Annotated in this window: 13 protein-coding genes and 2 pseudogenes; 9 read left to right on the top strand and 6 right to left on the bottom strand. The window is 69.4% G+C overall.

What is annotated here, in order from left to right; translation table 11 throughout:
- Positions 1 to 227: pseudogene (locus AB0I77_RS52290) on the bottom strand (hypothetical protein); the annotation flags it as partial.
- Positions 228 to 710: 483 nt separating this feature from the next.
- On the opposite strand from AB0I77_RS52290, the gene AB0I77_RS52285 reads away from it, so the two are divergent.
- The gene (locus AB0I77_RS52285) at positions 711 to 1,547 is read left to right on the top strand and encodes a serine protease (protein WP_363290100.1); all 837 of its coding nucleotides are present in this window, start codon (positions 711 to 713) and stop codon (positions 1,545 to 1,547) included.
- Positions 1,548 to 1,847: 300 nt separating this feature from the next.
- Here AB0I77_RS52285 and AB0I77_RS52280 read toward each other — a convergent pair whose 3' ends face one another.
- Positions 1,848 to 3,128 carry a LuxR C-terminal-related transcriptional regulator gene (locus tag AB0I77_RS52280; RefSeq protein ID WP_363290099.1) on the bottom strand — a complete coding sequence of 427 codons (1,281 nt, stop codon included), beginning with the start codon at positions 3,126 to 3,128 and terminating at the stop codon, positions 1,848 to 1,850.
- Between the two features lie 170 nt (positions 3,129 to 3,298).
- On the opposite strand from AB0I77_RS52280, the gene AB0I77_RS52275 reads away from it, so the two are divergent.
- From AB0I77_RS52275 to AB0I77_RS52265, 3 genes and pseudogenes are all read left to right on the top strand, one after another.
- On the top strand, positions 3,299 to 4,204 hold the full coding sequence (locus AB0I77_RS52275; RefSeq protein ID WP_363290098.1) for an NADP-dependent oxidoreductase: 906 nt from the start codon (positions 3,299 to 3,301) through the stop codon (positions 4,202 to 4,204).
- Between the two features lie 263 nt (positions 4,205 to 4,467).
- Positions 4,468 to 6,060 (top strand): annotated as a pseudogene (locus AB0I77_RS52270) (alpha/beta hydrolase).
- Positions 6,061 to 6,119: 59 nt separating this feature from the next.
- Positions 6,120 to 7,202 (top strand): glycosyltransferase, encoded by a 1,083-nt coding sequence (locus tag AB0I77_RS52265; protein WP_363290097.1) that lies wholly within the window; start codon positions 6,120 to 6,122, stop codon positions 7,200 to 7,202.
- A gap of 92 nt (positions 7,203 to 7,294) precedes the next feature.
- On the opposite strand, the gene AB0I77_RS52260 is transcribed toward AB0I77_RS52265, so the two are convergent.
- From AB0I77_RS52260 to AB0I77_RS52245, 4 genes are all read right to left on the bottom strand, one after another.
- Complete coding sequence (locus AB0I77_RS52260; protein WP_363290096.1) at positions 7,295 to 7,957, bottom strand: helix-turn-helix domain-containing protein; 663 nt, start codon at positions 7,955 to 7,957, stop codon at positions 7,295 to 7,297.
- A 16-nt stretch (positions 7,958 to 7,973) separates the two neighbouring features.
- Positions 7,974 to 8,732, bottom strand: coding sequence for an SDR family oxidoreductase (locus tag AB0I77_RS52255; protein ID WP_363290095.1), 759 nt, complete (start codon positions 8,730 to 8,732; stop codon positions 7,974 to 7,976).
- A 138-nt stretch (positions 8,733 to 8,870) separates the two neighbouring features.
- Positions 8,871 to 11,177 carry a glycoside hydrolase family 3 N-terminal domain-containing protein gene (locus AB0I77_RS52250; protein ID WP_363290094.1) on the bottom strand — a complete coding sequence of 769 codons (2,307 nt, stop codon included), beginning with the start codon at positions 11,175 to 11,177 and terminating at the stop codon, positions 8,871 to 8,873.
- Positions 11,178 to 11,213: 36 nt separating this feature from the next.
- Entirely contained in the window at positions 11,214 to 12,239 is a 1,026-nt protein-coding gene (locus tag AB0I77_RS52245; RefSeq protein ID WP_363290093.1) for a LacI family DNA-binding transcriptional regulator, read from the bottom strand.
- Positions 12,240 to 12,475: 236 nt separating this feature from the next.
- On the opposite strand from AB0I77_RS52245, the gene AB0I77_RS52240 reads away from it, so the two are divergent.
- The 5 genes from AB0I77_RS52240 to AB0I77_RS52220 all read left to right on the top strand — a co-directional run bounded on the left by AB0I77_RS52240 (position 12,476) and on the right by AB0I77_RS52220 (position 18,054).
- Positions 12,476 to 13,792 (top strand): extracellular solute-binding protein, encoded by a 1,317-nt coding sequence (locus AB0I77_RS52240; protein WP_363290091.1) that lies wholly within the window; start codon positions 12,476 to 12,478, stop codon positions 13,790 to 13,792.
- A 50-nt stretch (positions 13,793 to 13,842) separates the two neighbouring features.
- Positions 13,843 to 14,688: a sugar ABC transporter permease gene (locus AB0I77_RS52235; protein ID WP_363290101.1), complete on the top strand. Its 846-nt coding sequence runs from the start codon at positions 13,843 to 13,845 to the stop codon at positions 14,686 to 14,688.
- Complete coding sequence (locus AB0I77_RS52230) at positions 14,688 to 15,587, top strand: carbohydrate ABC transporter permease (protein WP_363290090.1); 900 nt, start codon at positions 14,688 to 14,690, stop codon at positions 15,585 to 15,587. The genes AB0I77_RS52235 and AB0I77_RS52230 overlap by 1 nt, the downstream gene beginning before the upstream one ends.
- Before the next feature lie 244 nt (positions 15,588 to 15,831).
- On the top strand, positions 15,832 to 16,287 hold the full coding sequence (locus AB0I77_RS52225; protein ID WP_363290089.1) for a hypothetical protein: 456 nt from the start codon (positions 15,832 to 15,834) through the stop codon (positions 16,285 to 16,287).
- A gap of 384 nt (positions 16,288 to 16,671) precedes the next feature.
- Positions 16,672 to 18,054 carry an acetamidase/formamidase family protein gene (locus tag AB0I77_RS52220; protein WP_363290088.1) on the top strand — a complete coding sequence of 461 codons (1,383 nt, stop codon included), beginning with the start codon at positions 16,672 to 16,674 and terminating at the stop codon, positions 18,052 to 18,054.
- Positions 18,055 to 18,188 lie beyond the last annotated feature (134 nt).

Genomic DNA, 18,188 nt, shown 5'->3' with positions numbered 1-18,188 from the left:
TCCGCGTAGAACTCCTCGGGCACCGCGCCGAAGGACTCGTGGTGGGACATCATCCAGCCGAAGAAGTCCTTCGCCGCGCTGGCCCAGCCGTGGTATACGCCGCTGTTCGGGAAGCCCGGGGTGATGTCCCAGACGAGGTCGGGGGCCATGACCTCATTGGTCACTTCCGGGGCCATTCCGGATTCGTACAGCCGGCGGATGAGGGCGAGGTTCGGGGAGTCGGACATCGTTCGCTCCTTATGGACATGGCGAAGTGCTCCTCGAATTTCATGCTGAGTGCCTGACCAAGCATTGCATCGGAAGAGCGCGCTGTGAGGGGGAGGGATTTTTACCCTGTATGCCAATCGCGGGGCCAGGCGGCCCCGCAGCGCCTCCGCAACCTCGCTCCGGGTCGGCTCGACCCGGTCGTCGAACAGCCCACGCCCGCCGCCGGATCGGGTGCGTTCCACCCGCGGTCACTCCTGCCGGGCGGGAAAAACGGCTAGGCGAAATGGCTAGGCAAAACGGCTAGGCGAAACGGATAGATAAACCGGACAGGCAAACCGGACAGGCAAACCGGGTAGGTCCAAATTAGTCACCGCCGTTCCGTCACTGATTTGTTAGATGTAGCGGCGTCGGAAAAGGGTTATATTCTTGGCGCGGCCGACAGACTGTCATGTCGGGCCAAATTCTCCCCACAATCTCCCCTTTCTCCGAGGTGTTTTCGCTCCGTGTACAAGCATAAGCGCACAGTGTCCAGCAAGAAGAAGGCAAGAATCGGTTTTGCGGTGGCCGGAGTCGCGGCCGCCGCGGTCGTCGCCGCGACGTCCGCGCAGGCCATCGTCGGCGGTCAGCCCACCGGGATCGAGAAGAACTCGTTCCTGGTGATGGTTCAGTACGACGGGAACAAGTTCTGCACCGGTACCGCCATCTCGCCGACGAAGATAGCCACCTCCGTCGCGTGCGCCGCTCATACGGAGCAACTGGACACCACGGTGGTGATCGCCGGCCGTGACAACGCACTTGACGAGAAGCAGGGCGTCAAGCTGAAGCCCGACGCTTGGTGGATCCCCAATTGGTACAGCGACCACAGCTGGCAGAACAGAAAGAACCAGACCACCAACGTGCCCACCAACGACATGGCCGTAATTCATCTCGCCAAGCCCCTGCCCGGCACGTACAAGCCCATCAAGATGGTCCCGTCGGACTTCAAGTACAAGGCCGGTACCAAGGCCCGCATCATCGGCTGGGGCACCACGTCGGAAGACCAGGAGGAAACGACGGGCGAACTGCGGGAAGCGAACGTCGACGTCATCCCGAACTCCGCCTGCCAGCGCGCCTACCAGGGTGACTACAAGTCCGCGAACATGGTCTGCGCCGGAAAGCTGGAGGGTGGCGTCGACGCCTGCAGTCACGACGGGGGCGGGCCGCTGCTGATCTCGGACGGGAAGGATGAGCGCCTGGCGGGCATTGTCTCCTGGGGCGAGGGATGCGCTGAGGCGGGCAATCCCGGCGTCTACACCAAGGTGTCCAGGTTCGCGGCGGACTTCGCGGCACTGCCCGATTAGGGCCTGTCCGGAGAACGAGTACGGCCACCGCGTGATCATCAGGGGTTGTGCGCACTCCTGAAGATCGTGCGGTGGCCGCAGGCCATGACGTAGAACCTGGCCGGTTCGACCTCGACGCCGTGCCGGTCCGGGTGCGCCGAAGTCCGCTTCGCCGAGGCCGAGCTGGACGACGTGGTGCCCCCGGACCCCCCGGACCTCCAGCGCGGCGGCGTGGTTGCCGAACTCCATGGCGTAGAGGGGGACTACGGGGGACTACGGCCTGGGCACAATACAAAATCCTCATGCCACAGCCTCTTTGGGTTATGCGGCGCCCCATTCGTGGGCGAGGGCCGCCGCCTCCCCGCGGGAGCCGACGCCCAGTTTGCCGAGGATCTTCGCCACGTGGAACTTCACCGTCGACTCGCTGATGTGCAGTTCCTGCGCGATGTCCCGGTTGCGCCGACCCCGGGCCAGCTGTCCCAGTACCTCCAGCTCCCGTGCGCCGAGCGCGGTCAGCGGGTCCTGGCGGGGTGTGTTGGACGATGCGAGAGGGATCTCGAGGGTCACCGTCGTGCCCCATCCGGGCACCGAGTCCAAGTCGAGCCGCCCGCCGAGCGGTGCCAGACGCTCGGTGACGCGGCGGGCGTCGAGGGCGCCGCGGGACAGGGTCCCGGGTCCGTCGTCCCGCACGGTGGCGCGCAGTGCGTCCGCACCGACCTTCCAGCCGATGTGGATGCGGTGCTCTCCGGCACCGTCCGGAACGTGGACCTGGTCCTCCAGTGACGCGTGCACGGTGGCTCGGACCACGGCAATCGCCGTGTGGGTGACATCGGTGGGCAGCAGCCGGTCCGTGCCTTCCTCCGCGCCGGGCGGGCTCACCTCCAGCCGTACGCCGCGGGCGTGCAGGATCCGGCGCAGCGACACGGCGAGCCGCTCGAAGGCGTCCCCGGCCCGCTCGTCCGCCAGCGACTGGTCGAGTTCGGCCCGGGAGCGCAGTTCGGCGAGGGCGGAGACGGCGACGTCGACGGCGCGCGTACGGGCGTTCGTGTCGTCCAGGGCGCGGTCGCGCAGGACGCCGAGCAGAGCGGTCAGCGCGCCCCCGTGCGTGTCGCGGAGTTCGGCGAAGGCGTCGGCCCGGGCCGCCGACGCGGCTCGCGACGCGGCCAGCGACCCGGGGAGCGCCTCGGACCGCAGACCCTCCCGGTGCGCGGTCACCAGGTCCCACAGCAACTGGGCGGGCGTCAGGTGCTCCTCCGGTACAGGGGTGTCCTCGGTCCGTACGACGACCAGCAGCGCGCCCTGCTCGGTGAGGTCGCTGGCCAGCGCCAGCACGGGCAGGTCCATGCCCGCCATCAGCGCCCGCCCCTGCCAGTTTCCCCTCGCCGGCAACAGCGGCCGCAGCGCGGCCACCTCGGCGGCGGTGACGACGGAGCCGGGCCGGCCGGGGAACTCACCATGCGCCAGGAACGGCGAGTACGCGCAGCCGCCGGCCAGCTGGGCGATCATCCGGTGCGGAATCGCCTCCGCCAGGGTGGCGGACAGGCGTGGCAGGTTCTCGGACAGCGGCGCCCGGATCAGCTCGACTGCGGCCATCAGGTTCATGTCCGCCAGCGTAAGCGGCCGACCGTCCCACCGGATCGGCCTTTCGGCCAGTGTGAACCGTCCGAAAGGACAGCGGCAGCCGAGCCGCCCAGCCGGAGGCTGGAGGTGTTGTCCACGACCGGCCGCCGCCACGGCGGCCCAATGCACAAGTACGACGGGAAGTGACAGGCATGAAGGCGATCACGTACGAGGAGTTCGGCGGTCCTGAGGTTCTGCGGCTGGCGGAGGTGACGGAGCCGCACGCCGGCCCCGGGCAGGTGCGGGTGAAGATCGTGACCGCCGCCGTCAACCCCATCGACTTCAGGATTCGCCGCGGCTGGAACCCGCACATGGCCCCCAAGCACTTCCCCGCCGTCCCCGGCGTGGAAGCGGCCGGCATCGTCGACGAGCTGGGGGAGGGCGTCACCGGTGTCCTGGTCGGGGACGAGGTGATGGTCTGGACCGAGACCGGCGCCTGGGCCGAGTACGCCCTGGCCTCGGACTTCGCACTCAAGCCGGCCGGCCTCGACTGGGAGACGGCCGCCGCGCTGCCCGTGGCCTTCGAGACCTCCGACCGTGTGCTGGGTGCGCTCGCGGTGGGCCAGGGCGAGACGCTGCTGATCCACGGAGCCGCGAGTGTGGTCGGCTCCGTCGGTGTCCAGCTCGCCGTGGCCCGCGGTGTCACCGTGATCGGTACGGCGTCCGAGGCCAACCACGACTACCTGCGCTCTCTCGGCGCGATTCCCGTGGTGTACGGCGACGGCCTCGCCGACCGGGTCCGCGCCGTCGCCCCGCAGGGCGTCGACGCCGTCTACGACGTCGCCGGCATCGACGCGCTGGATGTCTCCATGGAGCTGCGCGGCGGTACCACCGACCGCATCGTCACCATCTCCGACGTCCGGGCCTTCGAGGTGGGCATCGCCTTCTCCGCCGACAGCCGACGGTTCGGGCCGGAGCTCAGCATGTACGCCCGCCTCGTCGCCGACGGCAGCATGCGCGTGCGTGTCGACCAGAGCTTTCCGCTCGCCGACGCCGCCAAGGCGAACGAGCTGAGCGAGTCCGGCCGACCGCGCGGCAAGCTGCTCCTGCGCCCGTAGGCAGAGCCGTGGGGAGGTACCTCCTCAGCCTCCCGCGAGCTTGTCGAGGTACCTCGGGTACCTCTCGATGTTGGTGTACCCGTTCGCGTCGCCCTCGGTACGGCGGCGTCGGACGGGTCGCCGGGGTTCAGCCCCTGCCCGCGCTCCCAGGCGCCCGGCGATCTGGTGCGCCTCGACCGCGGTCGCGCTGCTCTTGTGCGCGCTGACGCCGTTATTCCGTGCCGGCCGGCCTCATGCAACCCCCCACGTTCTGAAAGAATTTCATGAAAAGAAGCGCAACCGTGCTGTGCGGCGCGATCGTCGTACTGGCCGGGACACTCGCGGCCGTTCCCGCCGACGCCGGCACATCGCACTCCGCGACCACCGTCCAACCGTCGAAGATCACCTGGAAGAACTGCGGCATGGACGACTTGCCGAACCTCCAGTGCGCGTCGGTGAAGGTGCCGCTCAACTACGCCAAGCCGCACGGGCGGCAGATCACCCTGGCGCTGTCCCGCACCCCGCACACCGCCAAGAAGTACCAGGGCCCGCTGCTGATCAACTCCGGTGGCCCCGGCGTCAGCGGACTGGAGATAGCCGGATAGCTCCCGCAAGGGCTGCCCAAGGAGGTCGCGGCCCAGTACGACTTCATAGGTTTCGACCCGCGCGGGGTGGGCCAGAGCGAGCCCTCCCTGGACTGCAAGCCGGACTACTTTGCCCCGGTGCTCCCAAACTCGCTGCCGAGCACGCCCGCCATCGAGAAGGCCAACCTCGCGCGCGCCAAGTCCTTCGCCGATGAGTGTGGCAAGAAGTACGGGGACGTGCTGCCGTACATCAGCACGATCAGCACCGCCAGGGACATGGACGCCATCCGCGAGGCACTCGGCGCCAAGAAGATCAACTACATCGGTTACTCGGGCGGCACGTACCTGGGCGCGGTCTACGCCAAGCTGTTCCCGGAGCGGGTGCGGCGCATGGCCTTGGACTCGATGGTCGACCCCACCACGGCCTGGTACGACTTCAACTTGGCCCAGGACTTGGGGATGGAAGAGCGCTTCAAGGCGCTCATGGCGTGGATCGCCAAGTACAACGACACGTACAAGCTCGGCACCGACCCGGCCGCGATCGAAGCCAAGTGGTACGCGATGCGTGCGGAACTCGCCAAGAACCCGGCGGGCAAGGTGGGCGCCTCCGAGCTGGAGAACACCTTCCTGGCCGGTGGCTACGGCAACGACGCCTGGCCCTACCTCGCCCGGGCCTTCGCGGCCTACGTGAACGACAAGAGCTCCGACCGCCTGGTCAAGGAGTACGAGTTCTACGCGGAGGAGACCGGCAGCAGCAACGGTTACAGCATCTACACCGCGATCGAGTGCGGTGACGCCCCCTGGCCGCGTGACTGGAACCAGTGGCGCAAGGACAACTGGGCGACGTACAAGAAGGCACCGTTCTATACGTGGAGCAATGCCTGGTTCAACGCGCCGTGCGCGTTCTGGCCCACGAAGGCGCACAAGCCGGTGAACGTCGCCAACTCCAAGTTGCCGCCGGTGCTGCTGTTCCAGGCGACGAACGACGGAGCCACCCCGTACGAGGGCGGCGTCGCCATCCACCGCTTGCTCAAGCGCTCCAGCCTGGTGGTCGAGCAGGGCGGCGGGAACCACAGCATCACGTTGAGAGGGGACAACACGAACCCCTGCCTGGACGCGTACCTGGCGAACTACCTGTCCGACGGGACGGTACCGCGCGGCACCGGCGTGGCCGACGCCGTCTGCCAGAAGATGCCCGATCCGAAGCCGCTGGGCACGGCGAGCTCCGCGACGGCCACGGCGCGGTCGGCCACCGCACCGGCCGGCGGTGCACTGATGGGGATGCTCGGCTAGGAGTGCACGCAGTGCGAATCCTGTTCACCGGCCCGGTCAGGGCCGGTCATATCTTTCCCATGATCCCGACCGCCCAGGCACTGCGATCGGCCGGACACGACGTCCTGTTCGCCGGTCAGGCTCCGGTCGATGCGCTGAATCCGACCGGGTTTCCCGTGGTCGAGGTGGGCGACGGATCAACCCTGACCGACGCCTTCCGCCGCGCCAACGGCCGGGGCCTCAGCTTCGTCGCCGGCGAGCGCACCGAAGAGGAGACATGGCGCATGGCGGTGGCGGGCTACGCCGAGCACAGCCGGTCTGCGCTCAGCGATCTGCTCCGGCTGGCCGAGGCCTGGCGGCCGGACGTACTCGTGCACGCGACGATGCACGCCGCCGCGCCGCTCGTCGCGGCCCTGCTGCGGATTCCGACCGTGGTACACAACTTCGGCGTGTCCGCGGCCCTGCCGATCGTCGAAAGGATGGCCGCCACACTCGCCGACGAGTACGAAATCCGCGGGGTGACCGGGTCGCCCGACCGCACCGTCCTCGACGTGGTCCCGGCCTCGCTCGGCGGCGACGGTTCGGGCTGGCGGGTCAGGTACGTCCCGTTCAACGGCGGCGGCCCGGTGCCGGCGGAACTGGCCGCACGCGGCGACCGGCCGCGGGTCGCCGTCACGCTCGGCACGGTGATGAGGGGGACGGACCTCATACGGTTCCTCAGCCGGCTGACTGAGCAGGCGGCCACGGTCGACGCGGAGTTCCTGCTCGCCGTCGGCGACACCGACCTCACGCCGCTGGGCGAGCTGCCGTCGAACGTCCGCCCGCTGACGCCGTGGGTGCCGCTGGCCCAGTTGCTGAACGCCTGCGACGCGGTGGTTCACCACGGTGGCGCGGGCAGCATGATGACGGCGGCCGCCGCCGGGATACCCCAGCTGATCGTGCCGCAGGGCGCCGACAACTTCACCAACGCCGCCGCCGCAGAGGCCCAGGGCTTCGCACTGCGAGCCGAGGACGACGCTGTGAACGGCGAGCTGCTCGACGCGCTCCTGAACGACAAAGGGCTGCGCAAGGCGGCCCTCGCCACCCGGGACGAGATCGCCACCCTGCCGTCGCCGTCCGCACTGGTCGCCGACATCGAAGGCCTCATGGCCGCTCCCCGCTGACCCGGAGCGGTTCCCCTGACGGGCGGGCGAGATCACCGGCCAGGACGATCGGGCGAACTGTGTCGCAAGCTCGGCCCCATACCGCCGGAGGTTCACCCCTCAGGCGCGTTCCACAACTCGCTGAGTTCCGCCCAGTGCGGAGCCGCGCCCACCAGGGCGGTGGGCTGGTCGGCGGCCGAGGTGCGCAACCCGGCGAGCACCAGGTCGAGGTACCGCAGGTGGAGCTCGGCGGCACGTTGACCGGTGACAGGCATCCGTCCGCTGAGGTGTTCGAGCAGTAACGGGATGTCGGCCGAGGTGAAGTCGGCGCGCAGCACACCTGCCCGGTGCGCGCCTCCCACCAGGTCGTCGAGGGCGGCGCGGAGCCGAGCGGCGGCGGCCACGACATCGTCCGTGGCCGGCAGCCGGCCGCCGACCAGGGGGAGGAGCGGACTACCTGCCCCGGCCGACAGGGCGTCCCGCAGGAACCGGGCGAAGGCCGCCCACGGGTCGGGCTCCTCGGTGAGAGCTGTGCGTGCCTGGGTGACGAGCTGTTCCATCCCCACGATGCGCATCCGCTGAGCCAGCAGCTCCTTGCTGGGGTAGCGGCGGTAGAGACTGCCCATGCCGATTCCGGCCCGACGGGCGATCTCCGAGACGGGGGCATCCCAGCCGAGCTCGGCGAAGACCTCGCGCGCGGCCTGCAGGAGGCGGGCGTCATTGCGGTCCGCCTCCCGTCGGCGGCCGCGTGGTGTACTCGTGTGCGTGTCACCCATGGCCAAGCATTCTCCCCTACATGCGTGCCACCCCGAACCCACCGTCGACGGTGAGAATCTGGCCGGTGACGAAGCCGGCCCCCTCACCGACCAGCATCGCGATCGCCCGGGCCACATCCTCCGCCTCCGAGACCCGCCTCAACGGGGTCTTCTCTGCCAAGCGCCGTTGGATCTCCTGCGACACCCCGGTGCTGCCCTCGGTACGGACGAAGCCCGGCGCCACGACGTTGACGTTGATGCCGAGTGGACCGGCCTCGTGGGCGACGAAGCGGGCGAAGGCGTTCAGGGCGGCCTTGGCCGTGCCATGGGCAGCCAGGCCCGGGGCCGACGGATCGTTGGCCACGGCGCTGGAGACGTACACGATCCGGCCTTGGCCCTGGGCGCCCATGATCGCCAGCGCCTGCTGTGTGAGGGTGTAGACGGAAGCCATTTCGCCCGTCAGCTTCCCCTGGAAGTCGTCCCAGGCGAGAGTCTGGATCGGCGTGGGGATGGGGTGTGGGGCGGCGTTGCAGACCAGGACGTCGAGGCGCCCCTCGACCGCGGTGCGCCGCAGCAACTCGACAGCCTGGTCGGGGTCGCGCACATCGCCCTGCAGGGCGAAGGCCTCGCCGCCGTCGGCCTCGATGTCCTTGACCACCTGCTCGGCCGATTGACGGTCCGAGAAGTAGTTGACGGTCACGCGGTATCCACGAGCCGCGAGCTCCCGTGAAGTCGCCGCGCCGATCCCCCTGCCGCCGCCGGTCACCAAAGCAGTCGGCCTGGGTGTCGCCTTCATGTGTCCTCCGTGTCGCGAACGATGGTATTAGATTCAACCTATCGGAGCGGAGCGCTCCGTTCAAATCGTTGGCACGACGACCGCCCGTGACGTGGCGCGATCCCAGGTCACAGGCGGTCGGAGGAATACAGCGATCTCTCAGCCGATACGCGCCGGTGTGTGGAGAACTCTCGCGTGTCCGACGCGACGGGTCGGACCGGTGAGGTGGAGAGTGCCGGTGAGCCGGATGTCGGTGCTGGAGGTACCGAGCATGACGGTGATCTCACCGGGTTCGACGATGCGGTGCAGGCCGGGTCCGGTGTAGGCGAGGCGGTCGGCGTGCAGGCGGAAGGTGACCCTGCGCTGCTCGCGGGGGGCGAGGGGGACTCGGGCGAAGCCGGTCAACTGGGTTACCGGGCGGGGGAGCTGGGCGATCGGGTCCGCGGTGTAGAGCTGGACGACTTCGGAGCCAGGGAGGTCGCCGGTGTTGCGGACCAGGCAGCTGATCTTGACCTCACCGTCGGTGGGAATCTCCTCGGCGCTCAGTTCGAGCCCGTCGTGGGCGAACGTCGTGTACGACAGTCCGTGCCCGAAGGGATAGGCCGGGGTGGGGTCGAGGTTGCTCACGCCCTGGGTGTTGCCGCCGAGCGGGGCGTGCAGGTAGGTGCCGGGCTGGCCGCCTGCCGTCCGCGGGATCTGCACCGGCAGCTTGCCCGACGGGTTGATCCGCCCGCAGAGCACTCCGGCAAGGGCGGGGCCGCCCTCCTCGCCGGGGAAGAAGGCCTGGACGACGGCGGCCGCCCGGTCGGCGTAGGCACCGAGCGCGTACGGGCGGCCGGAGACGACGAGAAGGACGACCGGGGTGCCGGTGGCCAGCAGGGCCTCGACCAGTTCGTCCTGGACGCCCGGCAGGGAGAGGTCCTCCGCGTCGCAGCCCTCGCCGGAGGTGCCGAGGCCGAAGAGGGCTGCGCGGTCGCCGACGACGGCGAGGCAGACCTCCGCCTGCCGGGCCGCCTCCACCGCCGCGTCGAACCCGCTGCGGTCGATGTCCTTGACGGGACAGCCCTGTTCGTATGCGATACGGGTGCCGGGCAGCTCCGTCGCCAGGGCGTCCAGCAGGGTGCGGGCCTCGATGCCGTTGTCGTGGCCGGGGTGGTGGGGGAGGACGTGGTTGGGGAAGGAGTAGCAGCCGAAGAAGGCGTTGGCGTCGTCGGCGCACGGGCCGATGAGCGCGATGGATCCGGTGTCCGCGGCCAGCGGGAGGTGTCCGTCCCGGTTGTCGAGCAGCACGATGCTCTGCTCGGCCAGATCGCGGGCGATGGCCCGATGCGCGGGCGGGTCCAGATCGATGGGCCCCCCGGAGCTGACGTCCGGCTCGAAGTCCGCGTCCAGCAACCCCAGTTCGATCTTCTGACGCAGCACGCGTCGTACGGCCCGGTCGACGAGGTCCTCGCAGACGGTCCCCTCGCGGACGAGTTCGGCGAGGGGTTCGCCGTAGCAGAGGGTGTCGGGGAGTTCGACGTCGATGCCCGCGGCGAGGGCGCGGGCGCCGGCCTCGCCCTCGGTGGCGGCGATGCGGTGCATGGTGCGCAGGAAGGCGACGGACCAGTAGTCGGAGACGACCGTGCCCTCGAACCCCCACTCCTCGCGCAGCAGCCGGGTGAGCAGGGAGGGGTCGGCCCCGGCCGGCACGCCGTCCACATCGGCGTACGAGTTCATGACCGAGCGGGCGCCGCCCTCCCGTATCGCCGTCTCGAACGGCGGCAGGATCACATCGGCGAACTCTCGCGGGCCCATGGAGACGGGAGCGTGGTTGCGGGCGGCCTTCGAGGCGGAGTAGCCGGCGAAGTGCTTGAGGGTGGCGATGATCCCGGCGCTCTCCAGGCCGCGCACATAAGCGGTACCGGTGGTGGCGACGAGGTACGGGTCCTCGCCGAGGGTCTCCTCGACGCGGCCCCAGCGGTAGTCGCGTACGACGTCGAGGACGGGGGAGAGGCCCTGGTGGACGCCGACTTGGCGCATGCTCGTGCCGATGGCGTTGGCCATGCGTTCGACGAGTTCGGGGTTGCAGGACGCCGCCCAGGCCAGCGGGGTGGGGAAGACGCTCGCGTGGTGGGTGGTGAAACCCGTCAGGCACTCCTCGTGGGCGATGGCGGGGAGGCCGAGCCGAGTGCTGTCCATCAACTCACGCTGGAGGTCCGCGAGTTGTCGCGCTCCCTCGCTCGGCTCGACCGGCTTGGTGCCGAACGGGCGGGTGAGGTGGCCGAGTCCGTCCTTCCTGGCCTCGGTGAAGTCGGTGTGGCGGGCGAAGACGTCCTGCATCGGGGCGACGTTGCCGCTGACCCGCTCGACGCCGGGCCAGGCGCTGCCGAGCTGGGCGAGCTTCTCCTCCAGGGTCATCTCCGCGAGCAGGGCCTCGACCCTGTCGTCACGAGGGCAGGCCGGATCGGCCCAAGGTGTGGTCATGATGCGTTCCTCGGGGTGGGGTAAGGCGCGGCGGATTCAGGAGTGGGTGGACGGTGGGGCGGTCGAGGCCCGCACCACCAACTGGGTGGCCAGCTCCACCCGGTGGCTGTCCAGGCGCTCGCCGGCGGCGAGGCGGAGCAGCGTGCGCAGCGCGGCACGGCCGATTTCGATGAACGGTTGCCGGACGGTGGTCAGGGGCGGGGCGGAGGTGCGGGCCGCGGCGGTGTCGTCGAAGCCGACGACGCTGACGTCGTCCGGCACCCGCAGTCCGTTGACGCGGGCGGCCTCGATGACGCCGAACGCCTCCAGGTCGTTGCCGGCGAACACGGCGGTGGGCGGCTCGTCCAGGGCGAAGAGTTCCAGCGCTGCCTGGTAGGCGGGTTCGAACCGGAAGGCCCCCCGCTTGATGAGCCGGGGATCGGGGGTGAGGCCGGCGCCGGTCAGCGCGGCCTGGTAGCCGTGCAGGCGGGCGGTGTTGCAGACGGCGTCGTGCCGGCCCTCGATCATCGCGATCCGCCGGTGGCCGAGCTTCAGCAGGTGCTCGGTCGCCGCCATGCCGCCGCTGAAGTTGGTCGCGCCGATGCTCGGCACGCTCTCGTCCGGCACGTTCATCGGGTCGATTAGGACGAGCGGGATGTCGTGCTGGGCGAACTGCGCCCGCTGCCGGGAGGTCAGCTCGGACGTCACCAGGATGAGGCCTTCCCGCCCGGCGCCCGTGATCTTCCGGGCCCAGGCGGCGCCCAGCGGATCGTCGGGCGCCGTACCGATCACGACGTCGACCCCGGCCTCGGCCGCGGCCTCCGTCACCCCCTGCGTGATCACCAGATTGTTGGGATTGACCAGCTGGTCGAAGGTCAGGTCGATGGTGCGCACCGGTGCCTGCGCGCCGCCCGGCCCGCGAGCCACGTAGTCGTGCTCGACCAGCAGCCGTTCGATGCGCGCCCGGGTCTCGGGCGAGACGTCACTGCGGCCGTTGACCACCTTGGAGACGGTGGCCACGGAGACCCCGGCGGCCTCGGCGATGCCGGTCAGGGTCGTCCGCTCGACGGCTCTCTTCGCCATGCTGATCCTTTCGCTGGTTTACGGGGACGGTAGCGCAAGCTTTCGTGAGGTTCCAGGGGGTCATGGCAACGAAAAAAGTCCGCCACCAACATCTTGACCGAAGACAGTCCTCGCCCTAACTTGTCGGCCAGAAAACGCAGAGGTTTCGAAAAGTTTCGAGCCGCGCTCACCGCATCCGACGAGCCCGACGAGCCGTCCGGCGCGATCGAACCTCTGAAGAGCCGAAGGAGCTCACGATGACCCCGAGAATGCCCTCCCGCGTCCTGATCACCGCCTCGGCAGCAGCTCTCACCCTCACCCTCTCCGCCTGCGGCAGCAGCGGGCGCACCCCCGGCGGCAGCGGAGACGGAACTTTGGCCTGGGCGCTGACCCAGGGGTCCGAAGCGACCTTCCGGGCCTCGGCCACGGAGTGGAACAAGGAACACCCGGACAGCGAGATCGACTACCAGTACTTCCAGAACGACCCCTACAAGCAGAAGCTGCGTACCGCTGTCGGCGCCGGCAACGGACCCGTGCTCTTCGAGAACTGGGGCGGCGGCGGGCTGAAGAGCTACGTGGACGCGGGCAAGGTCGCCGACCTCACCCCGGATCTCGACGCCGACCCCGCATGGAAGAACCGCATCTTCCCCTCGGTACTCAAGTCCGCGACCTTCGGCGGCAAGGTCTACGGCGTCCCCGTCAACGGTGTGCAGCCCGTGGTCCTGTACTACAACAAGGAGTTGTTCGAGAAGGTCGGCGCCCAGCCGCCGAAGACCTGGGACGACCTGCTCGCCCTGGTGAAGAAGCTGAAGGCCGAGGGCATCGCCCCGATATCGATGGGCGGCGCCTCCAAGTGGCCCGACCTGATGTGGCTGGAGTACCTCGTCGACCGCGTCGGCGGACCCGAGACCTTCGCGAACATCGCCGCCGGCAAGAAGGGCGCCTGGTCGGACCCGGCCGTTCTCAAGGCCGCCCAGATGATCGAACAACTGGTGGACGAGGGCGGCTTCGCCAAGGGTTTCACCTCCGTCTCCGCCGACACCGGTCAGGCCGAGGCCCAGCTGTACACCGGCAAGGCCGCGATGATCCTCCAGGGCAGCTGGGGGTACGGCACCATCAACACCGGCTCGCCGACGTTCGTCTCCGAGGGCCACCTGGGCTGGACCGGCTTCCCGGCTGTCGCCGGCGGCAAGGGCGACGCCACGAACATCGTCGGCAACACGGCCAACTTCTTCTCCGTGTCCGCACAGGCGAGCGCCAAGGAGAAGAAGACGGCGGTGTCGTACCTCAAGGACGGCGTCTACAACGACAGCTACGTCGACAACCTCCTCAAGAACGGCGACGTACCGCCGGTGAAGGACCTGGACGCCAAGCTCAAGGCCACGGACAACGCCGAATGGACGACGTACGTCTACCGCCTCGCCCGCGACGCCAAGAGCTTCCAGCTCTCCTGGGACCAGGCCCTCACCCCGGAACTCGGCAACGAACTGCTCACCCACCTCGACCAGCTCTTCCTCGGCCAGATCAGCCCGGAGCAGTTCTGCGCGCAGATGGACAAGGCGGCGGCGAAGTGAGCACCGCGAAGGTCCCGGCGTCCACTCGGCAGGGCGGCCCGCCCTTCCTCATGGCCCTGCCCGCCCTGGTGCTCTTCGCCCTCTTCGCACTCGTACCGATGGCCATCGTCGGCTACCTCAGCTTCACCCGCTGGGACGGACTGGGAAGCCCGGCGTGGGTGGGGACCGACAACTGGCGCGAGGCGCTGACCAGTGACGTCACCCGGAACGCCCTCTGGCTCACCGCCAAGATGATGGTGTTCTCCTGGGTCGTGCAGACCCCGATCAGCCTGCTGCTGGGCGTCTTCGTCTCCGGAAAGCAGCGTTACCGAGCCCTGCTCGCCGTCTTCTACTTCGTCCCGCTGCTGATCTCCACGGCGGCGATCGCCGTCATCTTCAAGAACCTGCTCGACCCCAACTTCGGCCTGGGGGCGGCCCTCAACCTGCCGATCCTCGGACAGGACTGGCTGGGTGACCCCCAACTCGCCTTCTACGCCGTCGTATTCGTCATCGCCTGGCAGTTCGTGCCCTTCCATACGCTGCTCTACCAGGCCGGAGCCCGGCAGATCCCGGCATCCCTGTACGAGGCGGCGTCGATCGACGGCGCGGGCCGGCTCAAGCAGTTCTGGCACATCACCCTGCCCCAGCTGCGCTACACCATCGTCACCTCGTCGACGCTGATGGTCGTCGGCTCGCTCACCTACTTCGACCTCGTCTTCGTGCTCACCGGCGGCGGCCCCGGCTACGCCACCCGCATCCTGCCGCTCGACATGTACATCACCGGCTTCCAGAGCAACGAGATGGGCCTCGCCAGCGCCATCTCCGTGGTGCTCGTCCTGGCAGGACTTCTGCTCTCCCTCGCCCTTCTCCGGTTCTCCGGCTTCAACCGGATGCGCAGCCAGCAGGCAGGAATGTGATGTCCGCGCTCTCCCACGCCCCCACCGACTCCCCGGCCCGCCTGACACCGACGACCGCGGGAACACCCGGCCGCCTCGCCCGGCTGCGCCGCACCAACCCACTCGGTGCCCTGGGCGGTCTGCTCTGGCTGGTGGTCGTCCTCGTCCCGGTCTACTGGGTCGTCGTCACCAGCCTGCGCACCCGCGAGGGCTTCTTCGACGCCAACCCGCTCGCCCTGCCGACCAGCCCCACCCTGGAGAACTACCGCCTGGTCCTCGACAGTGGCTTCACCCACTACCTCCTCAACAGCGCCCTGGTCACGGTCGGCGCCACGCTGCTGACCCTCGTGGTGTCGTTCCTGGCCGCGTACGCCATCGTCCGCGGCACCAGCCGGGCGCTGCGCTGGGCGTTCAGCGTCTTCCTGCTGGGCCTCGCCATCCCGCTCCAGGCCACGATCATCCCGGTGTACTACCTGATCGCCAAGGCGCGGATGTACGACACCCTGCCCGCGATCGTGCTCCCGTCGGCGGCGTTCGCGATCCCGCTCACGGTGATCATCCTGGTCAACTTCCTGCGTGACATCCCCGACGAGTTGTACGAGTCCATGCGCGCGGACGGCGCCGGCCACTGGCGGATGCTCTGGAGCCTGGCCGTGCCGCTGTCGCGCCCCGCCCTGATCACGGTCACGATCTACGACGCCCTGAACGTATGGAACGGCTTCCTCTTCCCGCTGATCCTCACCCAGAGCCCCGACAAGCGCGTCCTGCCGCTGTTCGTGTGGAGCTTCCAGGGCGAGTTCACGATCAACATCCCGGCGATCCTGGCGGCGGTGGTTCTCTCCACGCTGCCGATCCTCGCTCTGTACATTCTCGGCCGACGACAGCTCATCAGCGGACTCACCGCCGGCTTCGGCAAGTGAGTCCCGAGGTTCTGTCGGTGATCGACGTCACCGTCCCGGAACACGGGCCCGCCAGGTGCGCATCGCGGTCCGTACCGCAGGCGTCGACCCCTCCGATCAGAAGGTGCGCAGGGGGCGCCTTCGGAACCGATCCCGCGAACGTGCTGGTCGTGCCGGCGTCACCGCCGTGCACGCTCTTGAAGCGATCGGTCTGCGCGAGGACGAGTCGGTGCTGATCCACGGCGCCGCTGGAGGAGTCGGCCCAATGGCCGTGCAACTGGCGGTCGCGCGCGATGCCACCGTCCTGGGCACGGCAAGCCCGGCCAAGCACGACCGGCTGCGCGAGCTGGGAGCGATCCCGACCGCGTACGGGCCCGGCCTGGCCGACCGGGTGCGGGCGGCAGCACCGGCGGGCGTCCGCGCGGCGGCCGACCTGGTGGTTACCGACGAGGCGGTGGACGTCTCCGTGGAACTCGTGGCGGACCGTTCCCGCATCGCCACCATCGCGGGCTTCGGGCGCGGGGCCCAGGGCGGCATCAAGCTCCTCGGCGGCGGGCCCGGCGGCGATCCGGGTACGGACGTCCGTGCCGCCGCCCGTCTCCAGCTCACCGAGGCTGCGGAGACAGGGCGACCGCGCGTCCTGATCGCCGGCAGTCACCCGCTCGGCGAAGCCGCTGCCGCTGCCGCTCAACGCCAGATCATGACCGGTCACACCAGGTGAATCGTGGGCGGTGATCTAACCGTTGCCGTCCTGGCCGCGGGTGGGCCGTCCGGTGCGGGACCGTCGCCAGGTGGTCAACGGGATCCTGTGAAGGTGCCGGTGACATCACGGCTGCCGTCGCCGTTGACGAGAAGACCCCCGGGGGTACGCCGAGCAAAGCGGCAAGCTGTGGCCGGGCCCTGCACCCGGGCCCGCGACCAGATCGCCGCGTTCCTGTTCATACCCCGGTACGGGCGTGCGACCGAGTTTTGTGTCCCAGTCGGATGGCCGACTGCCTCACCGTCGAGCAGCCTGGTCGCACCCGCCGGGTGGCTGGGCGGGAATGACGCAGGCGGGTACGTCCGACCGGGCCCCGACCTGCTCCAAGACCTTGATGGAGGACCTATGGAATCGTCCAGGCGAGCCAACCGCGCCGTGCGGGAGGCGCTCATCGCCGGGCTGGGGAGGCGGGGCTTCCTGCGCGCGGTGGCGGCGGTGACCGGGGCCGGCGGAAGCCTGCTGGGCGCACAGGCCGCGTCGGGTGCGTCGGGTTCCTCGTCCACCGCCGCGCCGTCCATGTTCCCGCGGGAGATACTCCAGCCCGGAAAGGGACCCATCCACGGTCAGCATTACCTCCCCTCCCTCCCGGACCAGGTGCGTTGGGGCTATGTGCCGGCTCTGGACAGCGAGCCCGCGGCGCGTGTGCGGTCGGGTGAGACGATCACCGTGGACACGGTGTCGCACGAGGGCATCCTGGAAGACCAGGGCCGCGACCCGGTGGCGTACTTCGGCCGGCAGGGCGTACCGCGCGACCAGGTGCTCGACGACGCCGTCGCGATCGCCGCGGACTACTCCCGCACCGAGCGGAACTTCGACGTGGACGGTCCGCACGTGGTCACGGGGCCGGTCCATGTGGAGGGCGCCGAGCCGGGAGACGTCCTGAAGGTCGAGATGCTCTCCATGCTGCTGCGCGTACCGTACGGTGTCGTCTCCAGCCGGCACGGCAAGGGCGCCCTGCCCCGGCTCGCCGGAGGCGGCGTGCCGGCGGGGATCACCATGGACGAGATCATGCCGCCGGTGGCGACGGACGGGCGGGCCACGGGCGATCCCACCCACTACGGCGACGTCTCGGTCTTCACGCCGGTGCGCCGCGGTCGGGGAGGCGTGCCCAGCGGTGTGATGCCGCGCGGCACGTCGGGGGAGGTCGTCTTCCCGCTGCACCCGTTCATGGGCATGATGGGCGTGGCGTTCGCCCCCGCCGACACCCTTGCCGCCCCGTCGCTCAACTCCATCCCGCCCACCCTCGGCGGCGGCAACATCGACATCAACCTGCTGGGCGTGGGTGCCACCTTCTTCCTGCCCGTGTACGCCGAGGGCGCGCTGTTCTACACCGGTGACTCGCACATGGCCATGGGCGACGGCGAGGTGGCGCTCACCGCGATGGAGGGATCCCTGCGTGCCACGTTCCGGCTCACCGTGTGCAAGGCCGGTTCAGGCGACGCGCCTTCGGTCGCCTTCCACTACCCGTTCGCCGAGACCTCCGACGCCTGGGTCCCCATCGGGCTCTCCGACCCGGACGGCTCCCAGAACGGCCAGATCAACGACCTGAACATCGCGATGCGCCGCGCGGTGGTCAACGCGCTGGACTTCCTCCAGCACGACCTCGGCATGGACCGAGCGGTGGCCTACGCCTACCTGTCCGCGGCGGCCGACTTCGAGATCTCGCAGGTCGTCGACCGTACTGTGGGGGTGCATGGGGTCATCCGCAAGGATCACTTCACCGCCTAGCGCCAACCAGGACCGCCTCGGCCGGCGGCGAGCAGTTCCCGGCAAGATCCCTTCATCGGCGTCAGGCCGGTTCAGCTCGCTGTCTACACTCAGTTGAGACGAGCTGAACACTTCAGAGGAGCCGGGATGCCGCG

This window comes from Streptomyces sp. NPDC050619 (genome assembly GCF_040654815.1).
In the GTDB taxonomy this organism is placed as follows: Bacteria; Actinomycetota; Actinomycetes; order Streptomycetales; family Streptomycetaceae; genus Streptomyces.
The sequence above is the reverse complement of the archived record's forward strand: the minus strand, read 5'-3'. Positions and strand labels throughout refer to the sequence as shown.